The organism is Dyadobacter sp. BHUBP1 (assembly GCF_050587785.1).
In the GTDB taxonomy this organism is placed as follows: domain Bacteria; phylum Bacteroidota; class Bacteroidia; order Cytophagales; family Spirosomataceae; genus Dyadobacter.
Genome location: NZ_JBOBIH010000001.1, coordinates 234,462 through 250,952, shown reverse-complemented (window position 1 = coordinate 250,952; position 16,491 = coordinate 234,462). Strand labels below are relative to the sequence as shown.

The 16,491-nt window shown below is 49.7% G+C and carries 16 protein-coding genes; 4 read left to right on the top strand and 12 right to left on the bottom strand.

What is annotated here, in order from left to right:
• Nucleotides 1-58: 58 nt before the first annotated feature.
• From ACQ4MZ_RS00985 to ACQ4MZ_RS00970, 4 genes are all read right to left on the bottom strand, one after another.
• A complete protein-coding gene (locus ACQ4MZ_RS00985) occupies nucleotides 59-1,969 on the bottom strand; it encodes an AAA domain-containing protein (protein WP_430842056.1) in 1,911 nt (636 codons plus the stop codon).
• Between the two features lie 24 nt (nucleotides 1,970-1,993).
• Nucleotides 1,994-3,223 (bottom strand): multidrug effflux MFS transporter, encoded by a 1,230-nt coding sequence (locus tag ACQ4MZ_RS00980; RefSeq protein WP_430842054.1) that lies wholly within the window; start codon nucleotides 3,221-3,223, stop codon nucleotides 1,994-1,996.
• 134 nt (nucleotides 3,224-3,357) lie between these two features.
• Nucleotides 3,358-3,552, bottom strand: coding sequence for a hypothetical protein (locus tag ACQ4MZ_RS00975; RefSeq protein ID WP_430842052.1), 195 nt, complete (start codon nucleotides 3,550-3,552; stop codon nucleotides 3,358-3,360).
• Nucleotides 3,553-3,579: 27 nt separating this feature from the next.
• Complete coding sequence (locus ACQ4MZ_RS00970) at nucleotides 3,580-3,792, bottom strand: hypothetical protein (protein WP_430842050.1); 213 nt, start codon at nucleotides 3,790-3,792, stop codon at nucleotides 3,580-3,582.
• Nucleotides 3,793-4,377: 585 nt separating this feature from the next.
• On the opposite strand from ACQ4MZ_RS00970, the gene ACQ4MZ_RS00965 reads away from it, so the two are divergent.
• Genes ACQ4MZ_RS00965 through ACQ4MZ_RS00955 form a run of 3 tightly spaced genes read left to right on the top strand, consistent with a single transcriptional unit; the run spans nucleotide 4,378 to nucleotide 7,266 of the window.
• Nucleotides 4,378-5,151 carry a Ku protein gene (locus tag ACQ4MZ_RS00965; protein ID WP_430842048.1) on the top strand — a complete coding sequence of 258 codons (774 nt, stop codon included), beginning with the start codon at nucleotides 4,378-4,380 and terminating at the stop codon, nucleotides 5,149-5,151.
• A complete protein-coding gene (gene ligD, locus ACQ4MZ_RS00960) occupies nucleotides 5,148-6,047 on the top strand; it encodes a non-homologous end-joining DNA ligase (RefSeq protein ID WP_430842046.1) in 900 nt (299 codons plus the stop codon). Before ACQ4MZ_RS00965 ends, ligD begins: the two co-directional genes overlap by 4 nt.
• A gap of 52 nt (nucleotides 6,048-6,099) precedes the next feature.
• On the top strand, nucleotides 6,100-7,266 hold the full coding sequence (locus tag ACQ4MZ_RS00955; RefSeq protein WP_430842044.1) for a glycoside hydrolase family 18 protein: 1,167 nt from the start codon (nucleotides 6,100-6,102) through the stop codon (nucleotides 7,264-7,266).
• Nucleotides 7,267-7,440: 174 nt separating this feature from the next.
• On the opposite strand, the gene nfi is transcribed toward ACQ4MZ_RS00955, so the two are convergent.
• Both nfi and nhaA read right to left on the bottom strand, forming a co-directional pair.
• Nucleotides 7,441-8,181: a deoxyribonuclease V gene (nfi, locus tag ACQ4MZ_RS00950; protein ID WP_430842042.1), complete on the bottom strand. Its 741-nt coding sequence runs from the start codon at nucleotides 8,179-8,181 to the stop codon at nucleotides 7,441-7,443.
• An 82-nt stretch (nucleotides 8,182-8,263) separates the two neighbouring features.
• Entirely contained in the window at nucleotides 8,264-9,442 is a 1,179-nt protein-coding gene (gene nhaA, locus ACQ4MZ_RS00945) for a Na+/H+ antiporter NhaA (RefSeq protein WP_430842040.1), read from the bottom strand.
• Between the two features lie 269 nt (nucleotides 9,443-9,711).
• Here nhaA and ACQ4MZ_RS00940 point away from each other — a divergent pair, with 269 nt between their 5' ends.
• A complete protein-coding gene (locus ACQ4MZ_RS00940) occupies nucleotides 9,712-9,933 on the top strand; it encodes a hypothetical protein (protein WP_430842038.1) in 222 nt (73 codons plus the stop codon).
• An 86-nt stretch (nucleotides 9,934-10,019) separates the two neighbouring features.
• On the opposite strand, the gene ACQ4MZ_RS00935 is transcribed toward ACQ4MZ_RS00940, so the two are convergent.
• From ACQ4MZ_RS00935 to ACQ4MZ_RS00910, 6 genes are all read right to left on the bottom strand, one after another.
• Nucleotides 10,020-11,321: a DUF5690 family protein gene (locus tag ACQ4MZ_RS00935; protein ID WP_430842036.1), complete on the bottom strand. Its 1,302-nt coding sequence runs from the start codon at nucleotides 11,319-11,321 to the stop codon at nucleotides 10,020-10,022.
• Between the two features lie 20 nt (nucleotides 11,322-11,341).
• Nucleotides 11,342-12,700, bottom strand: coding sequence for an aspartate aminotransferase family protein (locus ACQ4MZ_RS00930; protein WP_430842034.1), 1,359 nt, complete (start codon nucleotides 12,698-12,700; stop codon nucleotides 11,342-11,344).
• Nucleotides 12,701-12,734: 34 nt separating this feature from the next.
• Nucleotides 12,735-13,709, bottom strand: coding sequence for an alkaline phosphatase family protein (locus ACQ4MZ_RS00925; RefSeq protein WP_430842032.1), 975 nt, complete (start codon nucleotides 13,707-13,709; stop codon nucleotides 12,735-12,737).
• A gap of 10 nt (nucleotides 13,710-13,719) precedes the next feature.
• Entirely contained in the window at nucleotides 13,720-14,862 is a 1,143-nt protein-coding gene (locus tag ACQ4MZ_RS00920) for a TIGR03364 family FAD-dependent oxidoreductase (protein WP_430843793.1), read from the bottom strand.
• Between the two features lie 21 nt (nucleotides 14,863-14,883).
• Nucleotides 14,884-15,582: an HAD-IA family hydrolase gene (locus tag ACQ4MZ_RS00915; protein WP_430842030.1), complete on the bottom strand. Its 699-nt coding sequence runs from the start codon at nucleotides 15,580-15,582 to the stop codon at nucleotides 14,884-14,886.
• A 305-nt stretch (nucleotides 15,583-15,887) separates the two neighbouring features.
• The gene (locus ACQ4MZ_RS00910; protein WP_430842028.1) at nucleotides 15,888-16,466 is read right to left on the bottom strand and encodes a helix-turn-helix domain-containing protein; all 579 of its coding nucleotides are present in this window, start codon (nucleotides 16,464-16,466) and stop codon (nucleotides 15,888-15,890) included.
• Nucleotides 16,467-16,491: the final 25 nt, after the last annotated feature.

The window sequence follows — 16,491 nt, the reverse complement described above, 5'->3', positions numbered from 1 at the left end:
CTAGATGCTTTTAAAGATAATCCGGTTGCTTTGAAAAGAAAATCCGCTCATCACATAGTTACAAATCCGAAAACTCCCAGGCGCTTTGGTAGGCGTTCAGCCCTTCGGCATAGGCGACGAAATCTTCGTAAAAAGGCAATACCGAAAGCGTTGCGCTATCGCCGATCACGACGAGTTTCTTACGTGCGCGGGTCATGGCCACGTTCATCCGGCGAATGTCCGCGAGGAAGCCGATCTGCCCTTCGGTATTGCTGCGGGTCATGCTGATGTACACCACATCCCGCTCCTGGCCCTGGAAGCTATCGATGGTATTGACGGCTATTTTATCCAAATAAGGTTTCAGATCGGGTGCGTGTGCGAGCTGGTCTTTGAGGATATTGATCTGCTCTTTGTAGGGCGAAATAATGGCTATACTGGGAAAATCCTCTGTTTTAGCATTACGCTGCACAAATTCCATCGCCAGTTGCGACAAATGCCTGAAAAGAAACGCAGCCTCTTCCGGATTCGTCGAGCTCGTACCTTCCATCTTTTCATCAAAACCACACCCGGCGGTATCGATAAACGCCAGCGGTGCCTCGCCGTCGAACAGCCCACGGCTCGCCACCGATTCGTGGGCTTTCAGTTGATTATTATAAAACACTTTGGAAGAATAACCCATGATCGCCTCGTTCATCCGGTACTGCTCTTCCAGTAGCACCACGGATTCGGGGTGCAAGGCGACGCATTTTTCAAGCAAAGTAGTGGCCAAACCTCCCTTCGCGGCATCTTCCGATTTAATGGTCGGAGGCAGCTGCAAATGGTCGCCAGCAAATACCACTTTCTCGGCTTTCAGGATCGGGATCCAGCAGGCAGGTTCCAAAGCCTGCCCGGCCTCGTCGATCACGACGGTTCGGTACTTCATATTCCGGACAGTGAAATGGTTCGATCCCACCAACGTCGCTGTCACCACCTGCGTTTTCGTCAGGAGGTCGTCGATGATGTATTGCTCCATGTTCGCGACGTCCTTCATAATGCGATGCGCCTCGTCGAACAATGCCTTCCGCTGGTCACGCTCGGCTTTCCCGAAATGGCGCTTGTACTTATGCGCCATGTTTTTGTATTCGTTGGCCTGCTTTTTCAATGCCTTAATATCCTTCACGCTCGCATGTGAGGACATTTTGTTATCCAAAGTCAGCGCCGATAACCGCTCCGAAACACGCACCGGATTTCCCACCCGAAGCACATTCAAGCCTTCCTCGCTCAACTTCTCACTCAGCAAATCCACCGCGGTATTGCTCGGCGCGACCACCAAAACAGGCCTGTTATCCTTTTTGACCAATGCCTTGACCGCCTGTACCAAAGTAGTGGTTTTCCCCGTGCCCGGGGGCCCGTGCACGATCGCGAGCTCCTGCGCGGAAAGGATATTCTGAACGGCGCGCTGCTGCGATGGGTTCAATTTCGGGAGGTGAACAGGGTAAATGTCCTTATCAAAGGCCGGAGCTTTCTCACCCGTCAATACTTTAATCAAATGCCCCTCTTTTTCCGACGAACCAATGGAATCTGCCGCCTTCAATGCGGCCTGCATTTCGTCATAACTATTATCATCGAAAAGCAGGTCGATCCCCAGCTTACCTTCGCGTGACCATTCGGGCAATTCGTCGGTTCGCAATGTGATTTTCAACCTGTTACCTCCCTGGTGCGAGATCACCCCCTCGACCCGGTCTTTTTTGGGCTCATGATTACTGAACAAAACGGCCGGCATTCCGAAACGCAGTTGGTGCGGCAAATCCTGGTGCGTAGTACGTTCCACTTCTACGGTGAGGTAATCGCCGCGGCTCATTTCCTGGCCGCGAATGGCAATCGGGTACCATGCCAACCCGGCGGCACGACGTTCGGAGACGGAAGAACGTTCGATCAATCGCTGGTACGATTGCTTGTCTTCTTCCCTTTCTATTTTGAGTAATTCGAGTAGTCGCTTGAAGTAATCCATTTACAAATTAAATAAACCGGCCGCTTAATGCATCACACCGGCATCTGCTCCTTGCTGCACGTCCACTTTGTTGGTGATAAACCGCCTGCCCACTACCAGCACGATCAGCGCCAGCGTAGCCGACCCGGCCATAGCACCAATCATCGGAATGATTGAAGGCTCCTCGAACAGACTGATCCCAATGGAAATCAATGTCCCTGCCCCCATTTGAAATGCACCCATCAATGCCGACGCACTGCCTGCATTACGTGTGAATGGTGCGAGCGAAAGCGCGGCTGCGTTCGGGTATGTATAGCCCACACAGCAAAGGAAAAGGAACAAAAATACGAGTGTGGAAGTAAGCGTCAATGCCCCGTTTAAAGCTGCGGCAAGAAAGGCAAATCCAATCACAGCCTGGCATATCAACGCCACATTGATAACCTGCTCGGAGGAAAATCTTCTCAACATGAGCGTATTAACCTGCCCCGAACCGATAAAACCAACAGACAGGAACGCGAAAATCCACCCATACACCTTGCCATCCACGTGAAATACCTCCATGAACACGATCGGCGAACCTGAAACATAGGCAAACAAACCTGCGAATGCTACTGCACCGGTAATAGAATAGGTGTAAAACTGCGGCTCCCGGAGCACTTCCAGGAAGTTCATAATAATCGGCCTCGGTTTGAGCGAAAGCGTTTTGTCGGGCTTGTAGCTATCGGGCAGCCATAATGCAGTGGCGGCGAAAATGGCTACGCCCATAACGGTCAATATCACAAACACGGCATGCCAGCCGAATGCGTCGGTAACATAACCCCCGACGGTCGGTGCGATCATCGGGGAAAAACCTACAACCAGCAGCAAGAGCGAGAACACCTTGGCATTTTCACTCACAGGGAAAAGGTCGCGTACCATGGCTACTGAAGCCACAGTCGCTGCACAACTGCCAATAGCCTGGATGATGCGTAAAACAATCAGTTGTTCTACACTCGTAGCGACCGCGCACCCGGCAGATGCCAGAATGTAAACGGCCAAACCGATAAACAGCGGCTTCTTCCGTCCAAACCGGTCAAGTAACGGCCCGTATAGCAGCTGCCCCAGCGATATTCCGACAAAATATCCCGACAATGTCTGCGAAACTTTGGCAGCGGTGGTATTGAGGTCACGCGCAATAGCCGGAAACCCCGGCAGGTACATATCGATTGAAAAAGGGCCAAGCGCAGTCAGGCTCCCCAGAATGAGGATCAGAAAAAAATAAGTCTTTTTGGACATGAAATTTTGTGGTGTGGAGAAATTCGGTGTCTGGGTAACACGTAACGGCGCGGGAGGGTTCGGCCACAGCCCACAAAAAAGGCCCCGGTATGTGCCGGGACCCTGCTTTTATTTTCATGGCAACAGACCGGAGATCATGCTGCGACCCAATTGAGTTTCTTCTGCACCTCTTTTTCGCTTTCGCTTACCGCATAGGGCACCTTGTTTTTCAGGTAAATGATGCAGCCTTGCCCTTTTTTATTGGGAGTAATTTTAAGAACGTCTTCTCTATGGATGATAATATTAATGAGCTTTTGCCCAAGCAATTTGAAAGTACCTTTCTGTACCATGTCCTTCTAAATGAAAAAAGTTAATGCTTATGCAATTCCACTAATCGAATCTCCCGATTTCAGATAGAGCAGGAAATAGTCCTTTGAAATAGGGAAATAGCCAAGGTCGGTTCGGTTACTTAATTGTAGAAAATCAGCCACTTCTCTCTGCGCTTCCGATTCAGATCTGGCACCTGTAACGGTAAGCACTGCGCCGGGTTTCAAGCTTTTCGCTGGGTTGTTACCTAGTGTCGCTACCATAGTTATATCCGATTTAAGAGTTAGTCTTGTTGTGAAATTGTTTCGGGAAGCAGCTATTAAAAAGACATGCCAGATTCCCGGGCACAACTAACGTATAAGGATAACTTGGAGAGGCCTGCGTGGTAACTTTCAAGGAATATAGAAATACAAACGATTGATTACAAGCATTTTGTAAATTTCTACAAAAAATTTATACAAGCTATCGAAATAGTCCCATCAAGAATGTGCCGGCTGTCCGTTTTTGAGGAAATGTTATCAATTTGATCGTACCCGTTATCGGCATTTCGCACCAGGCTTCGGAGAAGTTGCCTGATTATAGAATCGTTTCAGTTAGCACGCACCAGGCTTCGAAGAAGCCAACTGTTTATAGAATCATTGTAGGTCATGGCTCCCTCGGAGCCTCCTGCATACAACCACGGTATTGCGGACACTAAAGGAGGCTCCGATGGAGCCGGACAAATGCATTAAATCCAGATTTGCTATAAACAGGAGGCTTCTCCGAAGCGCGATTTCCGAATTGCCGGTACTTGCCACGCTGCCAAGGCACGGATTTTGCTCTTACCGCATTTTCAATCAGTAAGCATTATGAGAGCAATATGGTCCGGGGCCATCGGGTTCGGCCTGGTGAATATCCCCGTCAAACTTTTCAGCGCTGTCCAGGCTAGCGAACTCGATCTTGATATGCTCGACAAAAAAGATCATGCGAACATCCATTTCCAGCGCGTCAATGCCAATACAGGCCGTGAGGTGAAATGGGAAAACATCGTCCGTGGCTATAAGGTTGAGGACAACTATGTAGTGCTCGACGAATCTGATTTTGAAAAAGCGAGCCCTGAAAAATCCAAGATCATCGAAATCGCCGAGTTTGTTGAGGAAAAGGAGATCGACAGCATTTACTATGAAACACCCTATTATCTCCAACCCGAAAAATCGGGCGCGAAACCGTACGCATTGCTGCGCGATGCTTTAAAGAAAACGGGTAAATGCGGGTTGGGCACGTACGTCTTGCGGAACCGAGAGAGCCTCGTGCTCATCAAACCCCAGGACGATTTGCTGATCCTCAACAAAATCCGGTTCGCCGAAGAAATCCGCGACCCCGATGAGCTGAATATCCCCGACGTAAAGATCAAACCTGCCGAAATGAATATGGCTGTGCAACTCATTGAGCAGCTCACGACTGAATTCGACATTACACGCTACAAGGACACTTACAATGAAAAGCTGCTGAAACTGATTATGGCCAAAGCCAAAGGCAAAAAACCGGCTGCTACCAGAATGAAGGTCGTGCATTCGAAAAGCCGTGACCTGATGGCTCAGTTGAAGGAAAGCCTGGCCGCACCTAAAAGAAAAGCATCATGAAAAAGAAAGCGGAGATCACCCACCCCGAGAAAATTTACTGGCCCGACGAGCATATTACGAAAGGCGAACTCATCGACTACTACCGGAATATCGCGCCGTATATTCTACCTTATATGAAAAACCGACCGTTATCGCTGCGCCGGCAGCCCAATGGCATCAAGGATAACGGCTTTTTTCAGAAAGACGCCGGCGATTCGGTGCCGGATTGGATCAAAACGGTTGAAATACTGGCCGAGTCGACCGGAAAAATGGTGAATTACCACGTTGTGAACGACGTGGAAAGCCTACTGTACGTCGCCAATCTGGGCTGCATAGAAATGAACCCGTGGAACTCGACGGTCAACAAACTCGATAACCCGGATTGGGTGGTAATGGACATCGACCCATCGGACAAGAATACGTTCGACGACGTTATCGACGTGGCATTAACTATCAGGCAGATCCTCGACGAAATAGGTATCGAAGGCTTTTGCAAAACCTCCGGTGCCAGCGGAATGCACGTTTATATCCCATTCGGCAAGAAATACGATTACGACCAGGCGCGTGACTTTGCCGAAATGCTCGCGCACATGGTAATTGAGCGCCTGCCCCAAATTACCACGCTCGAAAGGTCGCTTTCGAAACGTAAAAAGAACCAGATTTACGTCGATTACCTGCAAAACCGCATCGGGCAGACGCTCGCCTGTGCGTACAGCGCCCGCCCGAAACCCGGAGCGACGGTCTCGGCACCACTGGAATGGAATGAGGTTCAGCCCGGTCTGAGCCCAAAGGACTTTACGATTAAGAACATCTTCGACCGGCTGGAACAAAAGGGTGACCTGTTCAAGGGAGTGCTGGGCAAGGGCGTCAACCTCAATAAGGTATTGCAAAAATTGTCGGTACCCGCGCAGGATTAGGAGATGATTTGAAGGTGTGCTTATTTTAACCCTTCAAATTAAAACCAATACCATGCGCCTAATCCCTACTCAAAAGAACCTCGGCACGGCGTTGCTGATTGTACTCCTCATTGCCCCATTGTTATTTCTGAATGGCTGCTCGTACGGAAAAAAGGACGGAGACGACGCCGACTCTACCAGACGGCCGGTCGTGATCGGCTATGTAGGCGGCTTCCACGGCTTGCTGAATACCAGTAATATCGAGGCCAAAATGCTGACGCATATCAATTATGCATTCATTGATATTAAAAATGGAAAGGCGTTTTTGAGCAATGAGAAAACCGACACGACCAATTTCCGGCAGCTTAACCTCCTCAAAGCCGACAATCCCGATCTGAAAATCCTGATCTCGATCGGCGGCTGGGCATGGAGCGAGAATTTCTCCGACGCTGTACTGACCGACTCCTCCCGCAAAGTATTTGCCAAAAGCAGTGTTGAAATCATCAAAAAATACAATCTCGACGGTGTGGATATCGACTGGGAATATCCTGGTCTGCCAGGTGAAGACGGCAACGTTTTCCGTCCCGAAGACAAGCAGAACTACACCGAAATGTTCCACGCGATCCGTAATGAGCTGGATCTGCTGGAAGAGGAAACAGGCAAGAAAAAGCTGCTTACCACTGCTGTGGCCGGTTGGGTGGAGTTCCTGAATGCTACCGAAATGGGTAAAGCCCAGCGTTACCTGGATTACGTAAACCTGATGACCTACGACCTCTTCCAGGGCGACACTGCTGTTCATCATGCGAGCTTGTACCCTTCCAAAATCTACAAAACGGCCAAATCGGTGGATAATGCTGTAAAAGGCTTCCATGCGGCGGGGGTTCCGATGGAAAAACTCGTGGTAGGTCTTCCATTCTACGGCAGGATGTTTACGGTTGCCAAGTTGGAAAAAGGACTGGGACAGAAACAGATCAAACAGCAATACATCGACGGCTATACCTACATCAAAGACAGCCTGGTTAACAAAAAAGGCTACAAAGAATACCGCGACACTGTGGCGAAAGCACCTTACCTGCTGAATGCGGAAACCGGCGATGTACTAAGCTACGATGACGAGGAGTCGGTAAGGGAAAAATGCAAATATGTGCTGGCCAACAAGTTGGGCGGGGTGATGTTCTGGGAGTATGATTCGGATCCCAAAAAGTACTTGCTTAACGAGATTGACAAGTCATTAAAGTAACATCTTGCACCTGGCTAGCTGAGCCGGCCAGTCAGGTGGCCATCTTGCCGCTTGGCTAGCTGAGCTGGCTAGTCAGGCGGCCATCTTGCCGCTTGGCCAGGGGTTGAAACCCCTGGTTGGAGGATATCGTGCGTGCCGCTGGCACTGCCTTTTTTGTGTTTGATGTTTTTTGTTCTAAAAGAGCGTCCAGCTGTTGATTTCGTGATATCCTTCGGTTAATGCGCCTATTCGGAACCGGTTCACATACTCATGTGCGTAGCGTGTGGGCTCGGGTAGGCGATGCTTTCTCATGCATTGGAGCGCGAGGGCGAGGCTGTCTTCGAGACTCATTTGATGGCCTGGCGAAATGAACACCGGCTTTACGTTATCTTTCGTCCTTACCGCGTAGCCGATCACATCTCCCTTATCGGTTACGGGCGTGTATTCGCCCTTGAAATTGCCCGGCTCGGCGTATTTCCCAGCGAGTTTTTTCTTGGCGCAGCCCATGGTGACTGCGCCAGTAATGACACCGAAATGCGAAGCGATACCCATTCTGCGGGCGTGGAGAATGCCGTTTCCGTCAAACATGATAACATCAGGTTTCACTGGAAGTTGCTCATAGGCTTTCAGAATCGACGGAATTTCCCGGAATGCGAGATAACCGGGTACATAGGGAAATATCGTGCTGCTTTTCACCAGCGAATAGGCAATGGGCCGAAGTTCAGGGTAGTTGAGCACTACTAATCCGGCGTAGACGGTTTCACTATAAAGTGCAAGGGAAATGTCAGCGCCTGCGATCGTTTTGATGTCTTTTCGAAATGGTTCCAGGTTTAATTGCCCGCGAAGCTGCTGCTGAACAAGCGTCGCTTCGGAAATAGTAAGCTGGTCGTAATTCAGCTCCGGCGTGATCACCATACGGTTCAGTGAGTCTGGCATGATGCTTCGTGGTTGTATCCAAAATCTATTTTCCATGGCGTTCAAAAACCACGCCACCTTCATTTGGAAACAGAACAGCCCATTATCGTGCCGACTTTTTGCTCACGCTGGTCAGCGTCAGATAACCCAGTACACCTGAGAGGATCGAACCGGTGAGGATCGAGAATTTCGCCTCCGCCAAAACCAGAGCCTCGCCAGGGAACGACAGCAAGGCGATAAACACCGACATCGTAAAGCCGATGCCGCCTAGCATTCCTACACCGATAATATGCGCCCACCCTGCCCGGCTCGGCATGCTGCTGATACCCAATTTCACCGTCAGCCAGGAAAGCAAACTGATACCCAACGGCTTACCCACTACCAATCCGAGAATAATCCCCAGCCCAAGTTTAGTAGTAAGCCCTTCAAGCATGCCCGATTCGAAGGTAATGTTGGTATTGGCCAATGCAAAAACCGGCATGATTACAAAATTCACCGGCTTCATCAGGGCATGCTCCAGTTTTTCGAGTGGCGACTCCTGGGCGTCGGGTGTGGTCGGAATTGCGAAGGCTGTGAGCACGCCAGCGATTGTGGCATGTACACCCGAGTGATGCACAAAATACCAGATAAACACGCCCGGAATAAGGTAGGCGGCCAGGCTCTTGACGCCTGCACGATTCATCACCAGCAATCCGCCGAAAATAGCCCCCGCGTAAAGCAGGTAGTTATAATGCAGCTCGGAGGAATAGAAAATGGCGATCACCAGAATGGCCATCAGGTCGTCGACAATAGCGAGAGCTGCGAGGAAAATTTTGAGCGAAGGCGGCACCTTGTTCCCCAGCATGGTGATAATCGCGATGGCAAAAGCAATGTCCGTCGCCATGGGAATACCCCAGCCGGCAGCGGTGGGCTCGCCCTGATTGGTTAAAAAGTAGATCGCCGCCGGAGCCAACACCCCTCCTAATGCCGCAAAAATGGGTAACGCCGCCTTTTTAAACGACGATAACTCGCCCTCGACGAGCTCCCGCTTGATCTCCAATCCCACAAGCAGAAAGAAAATGGCCATCAGCCCGTCGTTGATCCACAAAAGCGCGGGATAGCGCAAATGGATGCTTTCGGTATGAAAACCCAACTCCGTGTTGAGCAGGTTTCCGAGCGCGTCCGCAAGGGATGAATTGGCGATTATGAGCGATATGATCACGCAAATGATCAGTATCGCGCCACCCAGCGACTCGGACTGTACAAATTCTTTGAAAGGTTTGAGGTTGATGATTTTAGCCATACCGGCAATATAGCAAATTGCGGCAAAACGTAATTAAATAAAATATTGTACTTTTCAAATAAAAACCATCTTATTAACATGTTGAGTAATATTTGAATATTTCAAAATACAAGTAGACCACAAACGCCATTAAATCACTCATCAACAATAAAAACCATTCATATAACCGTTTGATCATTCATTGAATAAATATAGAGTCATTCATAAAATACCATTTATATTTGCATCATCAAATAAGACAAAGACAAGAATAAAAAATAAATAGAGCTATGAAAACTTTGATCACAACCTTCGTTAGCGTTGTCGCATTGACCAGTTCAGTTGCATTTGCAGACGACAATAAATCAGCTAATACAATCAAGAATGCGTTGCCAGCGTCAACCCCGGTTATAGAGACACCGGCACCACCGAAAGCGACTAAAGTGAACCCATATAATACGCAAACACCGGCTCAGAAAGCAGCCATCGTGGAGCTTAAAACGACAAAATAGGTTTTAGTAAAAATTGAAAGGTGAAATTGAGATGTTAAAAAGGAGGGCACTTGCACCTCCTTTTTTTTATGCCCTTTCAGCAATAATCAGGCCGCAGCAAACGGCGTACCGACTTTGGAAGCCGAACGCCCCGACCGGTATTTATCGAAGTAGATATTGCTGGCAGCGAGCAACAACAGCCCGAGACAGAATTGCAGGTATGAAAACTGCATCAACACCCGCGACCAGCTCAGGTCTTTCATGAAAAATTCCTTGTAAAGCAGCAGTCCTACGCTGCCCATATAGCCGATACTTTCGCAGATGTATACAAAATACCCTGCATTCGCTTTGATGCGATACAATGCAATCACCCGCTCGAAAACGACTGTCTGCAGCACAGTATAAGCCAGGAACAAGCCCAAACCCACCATCAGCATCCAGTCGAAACCACTAATCACCGACTTTTCGAACAGCAACGTCCCTACGCCGATCAGGGTAATCCCTGCAAAGAGAATGAGGTAGGTGAGCTTGAAGCCCGTGAGGTTGTCCCGCACAAATGCCAGTCCGCCAATGATTACCAGCACTACGATACCCGTGATCATTTCGGTGGTGGTGAGCACACTGCTACCCCAATGCGAATCGATCTCGTTCCAGATTTCGATGGTAAAATTGTCGCGGAAATCGCGCACAACTACCAGTGTGGCGTAGAAAATGACGAGACAAATAATCGGGAAGCCAAATTGCCGCATCACGAGCCGCTTGTCCGCGCTCGTCATAGGGACGCGCTCTGTACGCAAGGCAATGTCTTCGGCTGTCGGCTTGGGGATCACCGAAAGCATCCATACGAACATCAGAAACAGCGGCAGGAAAAGCAGTCCCATAAAAAACGGCATCCAGAACTCCGAGATACCGGGAAATAAGCCGTGGACTTCAATATAGGTCGTTTTGAGAATCCCCGACGCCACCACTACACTTATATTCAACCCCATTGCCAGCATTTCGGTAAACCGACGCCCCTCCAGAAAGCTGAACACCACGCCATAGACCATCCCGAGCGGCAAGCCATTCATGAACATAAAAACGAAATTGTAGGGATACGGGACCAACCCGAAACAGAGCAATGCAAGCTCGGCAATGAGGATCAGCCCGATCACCAGCTTGACCCGCGCATTATGCTTTAATTCAGAAATCACTTTAATCCCCGCAAATTTGGAAAGCGTGTACCCCGCCACTTGCGAAATGATCAGAATTGCCTTGTAACTCACCTCGCCGAGTTCGAGCCCCTGGTAAAGTCCCGCATTAAATGGCTTGCGAAAAGCGTACATGCAGAAATAAGCCCCAAAGGAAGCGACAACCGCCCAACTGACAAAAAACGTATTCGATCGCGTAAGTGCTTCTTTCAGGCGCATATGGTTAAGTGTTGAGTTTTCTATACCAAAACCGAAGCCGTTTCGATGGCTTTTTCCAGAATCTGCAATGCTTCTCTCAGTTGCTCGCGGGTGATAATGAGCGGCGGCGAAAGCTGCACCACATTCCCTTGCGACACCTTGAAGCTCAAACCGTTTTTCAGGCATTCGTACATCACCGTTTCGGCTTCCTGCACAGCCTTTTCCTTCGTCCCGCGGTCTTTCACCAGTTCTACGCCCCATAGTAGCCCGATACCGCGCACCTCGCCGATAAGCGGATATTTGTCTTTCAGTTTTTCCAGCTCCACACGCATAAATTCCGCATCGGCATTCACTTTGGCAAGCAGGTCGTTTTGCTCGATAAAATCCAGCATTGCCAATGCCGCCACGCTCCCCAGCGGGCTTTTCTCATGCGTGAAATGTCCCAACGAAACACTCTGCGCCACATTATAGCTATCACGCGCCACGATGGCGGCCATCGGCATCACACCACCTCCCAACCCTTTACCCAGGCACACAATATCCGGCTCAAAGCCGTAATGCTCGAAGGCAAACATCTTTCCCGTCCGCCCGAATGCGATCGGAATTTCGTCCAGAATCAGGAGCACTTTATGTCTGGTGCAAATCTCCCGTACACGCTGCCAATAGGCTTGCGAAGGGATCTGTACATCGGTATTACGGATAGTTTCAACCACAAAAGCACCGATATCACCTTCTTTTTCAATGACATATTCGAGATAGTCGGCATAAGGAACGTCGCCGTTTCCGGCCGCAGCAAACGGACCGCGGTAAGTCATTGGCGGCGGAATGCGCTCCACACCGGGCATCAGCGGCCCCATATCTTTCCGGAAATCGAGTTCGCCACCTGCAGAAATGGCATCCAGCGAAGCGCCATGAAACGAATCCCAGAGCGACACTACCTTATGCCTGCCCGTCACGATGCGGGCCAGTTTCAAAGCCATGCTGATCGCCGATGTGCCTCCCGGTGCAAAAAGTACTCGATTGAGATCTCCGGGCATGAGATTACCAAGCTTTTTGGCCAACTCAATGGCCGGAATATTGGTATACCTGCGCGGTGAAAACGGGAGGATATCCATTTGCGCTTTCAGCTTTTCGATCACATAAGGATGCCGGTAACCAAGCTGGTGCACATTGTTACCGTGAAAATCCATGTAGCGCTTGCCCTGTACGTCGGTCAGGTAAATGCCTTCGCAGGAAACGAGCACATCCAGGCAGGGCGTCGAAAGCGACTGATGGAGAAAATACTCCGCATCTTCGTGCAGGTAGCCCGACGTTTCGGAGTCGCTGATGACCGCATACCAGTCCTGACGCGCGGATGATAAATTAATGTCGCCTTCCGTTCGGTTGTGTACAGCTGCCATGCGCAGGGTTCAGGGTTTTATGCTTTGAGCCAATTTACGGTTTTTCGCCGAGCCAGAGGTTTTTAGGTTCATCAAACCCATTAAAACCCGGCTTCACCGGACGACCGATCCACGCGTAAGGCTGCTCTACGCCTAGTACAAATGCGATCGTCGAAGCAAGATCGTAAGTATAAACTTGCTGTTGGATGGAATAGCCTTTCTTTACACCGGCCCCATAAAACGCCCCCGCTATCTCCGCCTCCTGTGGTGTGGCACCGCCATGACCTTTGCCTATTCCGCCGTGGTCGGCCCAGAGGATTACCAGCGTCTTTTCGGCAATGCCGGCATCCTTAATGCCCGCCAGAATTTTACCGATCAATGAATCTGCCTTCGTAACGGACCGATAATACGGCACTGAACTATGGCCGTCGTGATGGCCGGCGTGGTCTACGTGATCGAAATGCACGAAACCCAATACCGGCTTTTTGTTTTTGATATACTGAATAAAATCGGTTGCAGTAGAATCTTCGGTTGAGAAGTGCTTGTCGTAATTCACCGCATTCTTCTGGAATAATCTCCCGAAACCACCCCAATGGTATACTGCACCAATTTCAGCATTGGGCTTTGCTTTGTGCAAAATGCTGAAAATCGTCGGGAAGCGGCCGTCGGCCTCCTGCACGATGGGCGGGAGCGTATGTTTGTCCAACTCCCAGTCATTATTGATAATCCCGTGCTGCTCCGGGCCTGCGCCCATGATCATCGACGCCCAGTTCTGGCTGCTTGCAGAGGTAAGCACCGTCCGCACGTTCCATTTCACCGCACCGTTGGCCACCATCCGGTCGATATTCGGCGTTTCCGCCTTTTTGATACCATTGGGACTCAATCCATCGACACCAATCACAATGACGTGTTCAATACTCGTCGGCTTTTCGTCAGGCCCGGCCTGTCCCGACGAAGCTTCTTCGAACCGGGGATGAAATGCAGTTAGCAGCAATGAGGCCGCCAGCGCACAGGAAATTTTTGCAAGCATATATCGGAATTTAGGATTGGTAAGTTCCACCAACAACTTCATCGCAAAGTCCAAACGAAAGGGTCATGCCGTTTCCACCGAGGCCATTGATGATCGTCACGCCGCTTTCCGGCTTTAAAACAATCTCCGTGGCACCATTCGTCATCTTAGGATAGATCCCGTGCCAGCTCTGGAACACTTTCGGCGATTTGAACTGCGCGAATGTACCCAGGTAGTCGAGGATCATAGTATTGATAAACTCCCGGTCGAAAGGATCGAAAGTGAGCGCATATTCATGCGAATCACCTACCGTGATCTCACCCAGACCGTTTTGCGACGCCATGACATGAATACCCCATTTGAGGTATTCGGCATACTCACTTTCATACCGGGCCTTCAGGCCGGGCAGTGACGCCGCCGCTTTAAACCCATGATAGTGAATGAAAGACAATCCTCCGCATAGCGCAGGACCGATGCGCCAGTCGTCAGGCTGCGCTTCAAGGCGCATCATCTGCAACTTGCATTTGGTCAGCGGTGCTGCCGAAAACTGCTCGGGGTAAAGTGTTTCAAAATCCTGGCCGCTGCAAACGAAGATCTCGTCCGCAGACCAGCTTTTCGAACCCGAAAACACAGCAGGATAGGTCACCTTCGAAATCGCTGTATTCCAGATAAATGTAACACCTAATGCGGCAGTAAGGTAACCGGGAATTGCCGCAATGGCTTCACGCGGGTCGACGATCATTTCATCCGCCGAATACAACGACCCCAGCAATCCGTCCGGATTCACAGCCGGCGATTTCGCGAGCGTTTGTTCTGCATTCAGGAAACTCACAGGACGATAAGGGCTAACCTCCACAAACTGCTGGATCACTTCCAGCTCATCCTGTTGGTAGGCCATATGCAGGCTTCCCGCTTCTTGTGACCAGCATTTCGCGCCTTCCAGCACCTCTTTCCAGATGCTTTTAGCGTGCAAGGCCCTCTCATATAATGTACCTTCCGGCTGGCCGATCGGCCATACCATCCCAAAATTGCGGATGGATGCCCCCACGGCCTGCGAAGAACGCTCGATAACTGTTACCTGGTAACCCCTTGTGGCCAAAGCCCTTGCCGTCGCCAACCCTACTATCCCCGCGCCGATGACAATCGCAGATTTGCTCATGCTTTTAAATCTGATATGAATGTGAGTGAATGAATCTTAGACAGCCATTTCGTGACTGGCCGAGATGATGCCCGGCACTTCGGCGATATCGTCAATGATATGTGTAGGCTTGTAAGGCAGCAGTTCCTCGCGGGTAAATGCGCCGGTCGTAACTCCGATCACATACTTGCAGCCTGCATTAATCCCTTCGTTGATATCTACTTCGGTATCACCTACTTTGGCAACACACTCGGCCGATGTAACTCCCAATTCAGCCATGATTTTACGGATCATGTCAGGGTAAGGGCGCCCGTAAGGCACTTCATCGCTGGCTACGAGGCAATCGATTTTATCTTTCCAACCTAGCCGGCTCACGATCACATCCGCAATGTCGCGGGAGAAACCGGTATTCAGTGCAATTTTAACACCTCGCCCGCGGAGCGCGGCAAAAGTCTCTTCCACATGCGGCAGCGGTGCAATTTCGGTGGTCGTTTGATAGAACGCGATCATCCCATTCACAAAATGGGTATGAATCGTATCCACCAGTTCCGCCGTAATCTTCGACTTGTCAGATTCGCGCACTTCGAGCATCATTTTAATTGCCAGCGGCTTCTCGTAACCCATCAGCGGGTTCACATGCTCGATCGCGATCTCATATCCCTGCGATCGCATCGCCTGCTGAAATGCAATCCCTACAAAATTTTTATCCTTGACAGTCGTACCTGCCATATCGAAAACTACCAGTTCTATCGACATCTTACTTGGTATAATTGGTGAACTAATACTAAACTTTGTCATAAGCCATGTCTGCCTTTTGGCGGGAAGGCTATTCAAGCCAAAATGTTTAGCAGAATTTAACTTTCATATTCCACCGACCCCAAAGCAACATTGGTTTACAGCTGAAAAATACCGCAAATCCCTTTAACGAACAAGCAAAAGTTAACTAATATTTAAAATTAGGCATAACAAAACCTCGAACACCGCAAAGCTAGTGAACTAACCCCGATTAAAAGTTAAGTAAATGTTAATTAATATTTAACAAGAAGAATATCCTGAAAAGGCTATTGAGCCTCGTTGAAGAAGTAAATAACGAGCAGTACCGCCTCGTCACAGTCACTGCATTTGAGGTTGTGCAGTTCGTTCGCATCAAAAAACATGGAATCGCCCTGATTCAGGATGTATTTATTTTTCCCAACGGTATATTCCACCGCGCCTGAAAGCACATACTTAAATTCGAATGCATTGGTACGCACCATCGGCCGCTTCGCGTCCTTTTCGAGGCGCAGCAGCACCACGTCGATATGATTATCCTTGAATTGCTTGCTGAAAATGCGCTGATAGAAGTACCCTTTTGCGTTTTCTTTAGTAAAAGGTTGGTACTCCTCCTTCCGTCGGACCAGCACATTTTCGCCCGGCGCAGTGGAAATGATATCCTTGAAAAACACGTTCAGGTCAATATCCAATGCCTTGATCAACCCCAGCATCACCGGTAGCGATGGAATCGTCCGGCTGTTTTCAATCTGGGACACAAGGCTTTTCGTCACGCCCGCTTCGTCGGCAATCTCCTGAAGGGTAACTCCCTTACTTTTCCTGATTTCCTTTAATTTGTTGCTGATCTGAAAAAGAATGTCCTCCTGCATAGTGCTGAGCGTGATAAGGGATTAA

Coding starts and splice junctions, on each gene's coding strand:
- ACQ4MZ_RS00925 (WP_430842032.1), bottom strand. CDS start 13,709: ATGCTTGCAAAAATTTCCTGTGCGCTGGCGGCCTCATTGCTGCTAACT.
- ACQ4MZ_RS00910 (WP_430842028.1), bottom strand. CDS start 16,466: ATGCAGGAGGACATTCTTTTTCAGATCAGCAACAAATTAAAGGAAATC.
- nfi (WP_430842042.1), bottom strand. CDS start 8,181: ATGCCAGACTCACTGAACCGTATGGTGATCACGCCGGAGCTGAATTAC.
- ACQ4MZ_RS00965 (WP_430842048.1), top strand. CDS start 4,378: ATGAGAGCAATATGGTCCGGGGCCATCGGGTTCGGCCTGGTGAATATC.
- ACQ4MZ_RS00955 (WP_430842044.1), top strand. CDS start 6,100: ATGCGCCTAATCCCTACTCAAAAGAACCTCGGCACGGCGTTGCTGATT.
- ACQ4MZ_RS00940 (WP_430842038.1), top strand. CDS start 9,712: ATGAAAACTTTGATCACAACCTTCGTTAGCGTTGTCGCATTGACCAGT.
- ACQ4MZ_RS00985 (WP_430842056.1), bottom strand. CDS start 1,969: ATGGATTACTTCAAGCGACTACTCGAATTACTCAAAATAGAAAGGGAA.
- ACQ4MZ_RS00930 (WP_430842034.1), bottom strand. CDS start 12,700: ATGGCAGCTGTACACAACCGAACGGAAGGCGACATTAATTTATCATCC.
- ACQ4MZ_RS00970 (WP_430842050.1), bottom strand. CDS start 3,792: ATGGTAGCGACACTAGGTAACAACCCAGCGAAAAGCTTGAAACCCGGC.
- ACQ4MZ_RS00975 (WP_430842052.1), bottom strand. CDS start 3,552: ATGGTACAGAAAGGTACTTTCAAATTGCTTGGGCAAAAGCTCATTAAT.
- ligD (WP_430842046.1), top strand. CDS start 5,148: ATGAAAAAGAAAGCGGAGATCACCCACCCCGAGAAAATTTACTGGCCC.
- ACQ4MZ_RS00915 (WP_430842030.1), bottom strand. CDS start 15,582: ATGTCGATAGAACTGGTAGTTTTCGATATGGCAGGTACGACTGTCAAG.
- nhaA (WP_430842040.1), bottom strand. CDS start 9,442: ATGGCTAAAATCATCAACCTCAAACCTTTCAAAGAATTTGTACAGTCC.
- ACQ4MZ_RS00980 (WP_430842054.1), bottom strand. CDS start 3,223: ATGTCCAAAAAGACTTATTTTTTTCTGATCCTCATTCTGGGGAGCCTG.
- ACQ4MZ_RS00935 (WP_430842036.1), bottom strand. CDS start 11,321: ATGCGCCTGAAAGAAGCACTTACGCGATCGAATACGTTTTTTGTCAGT.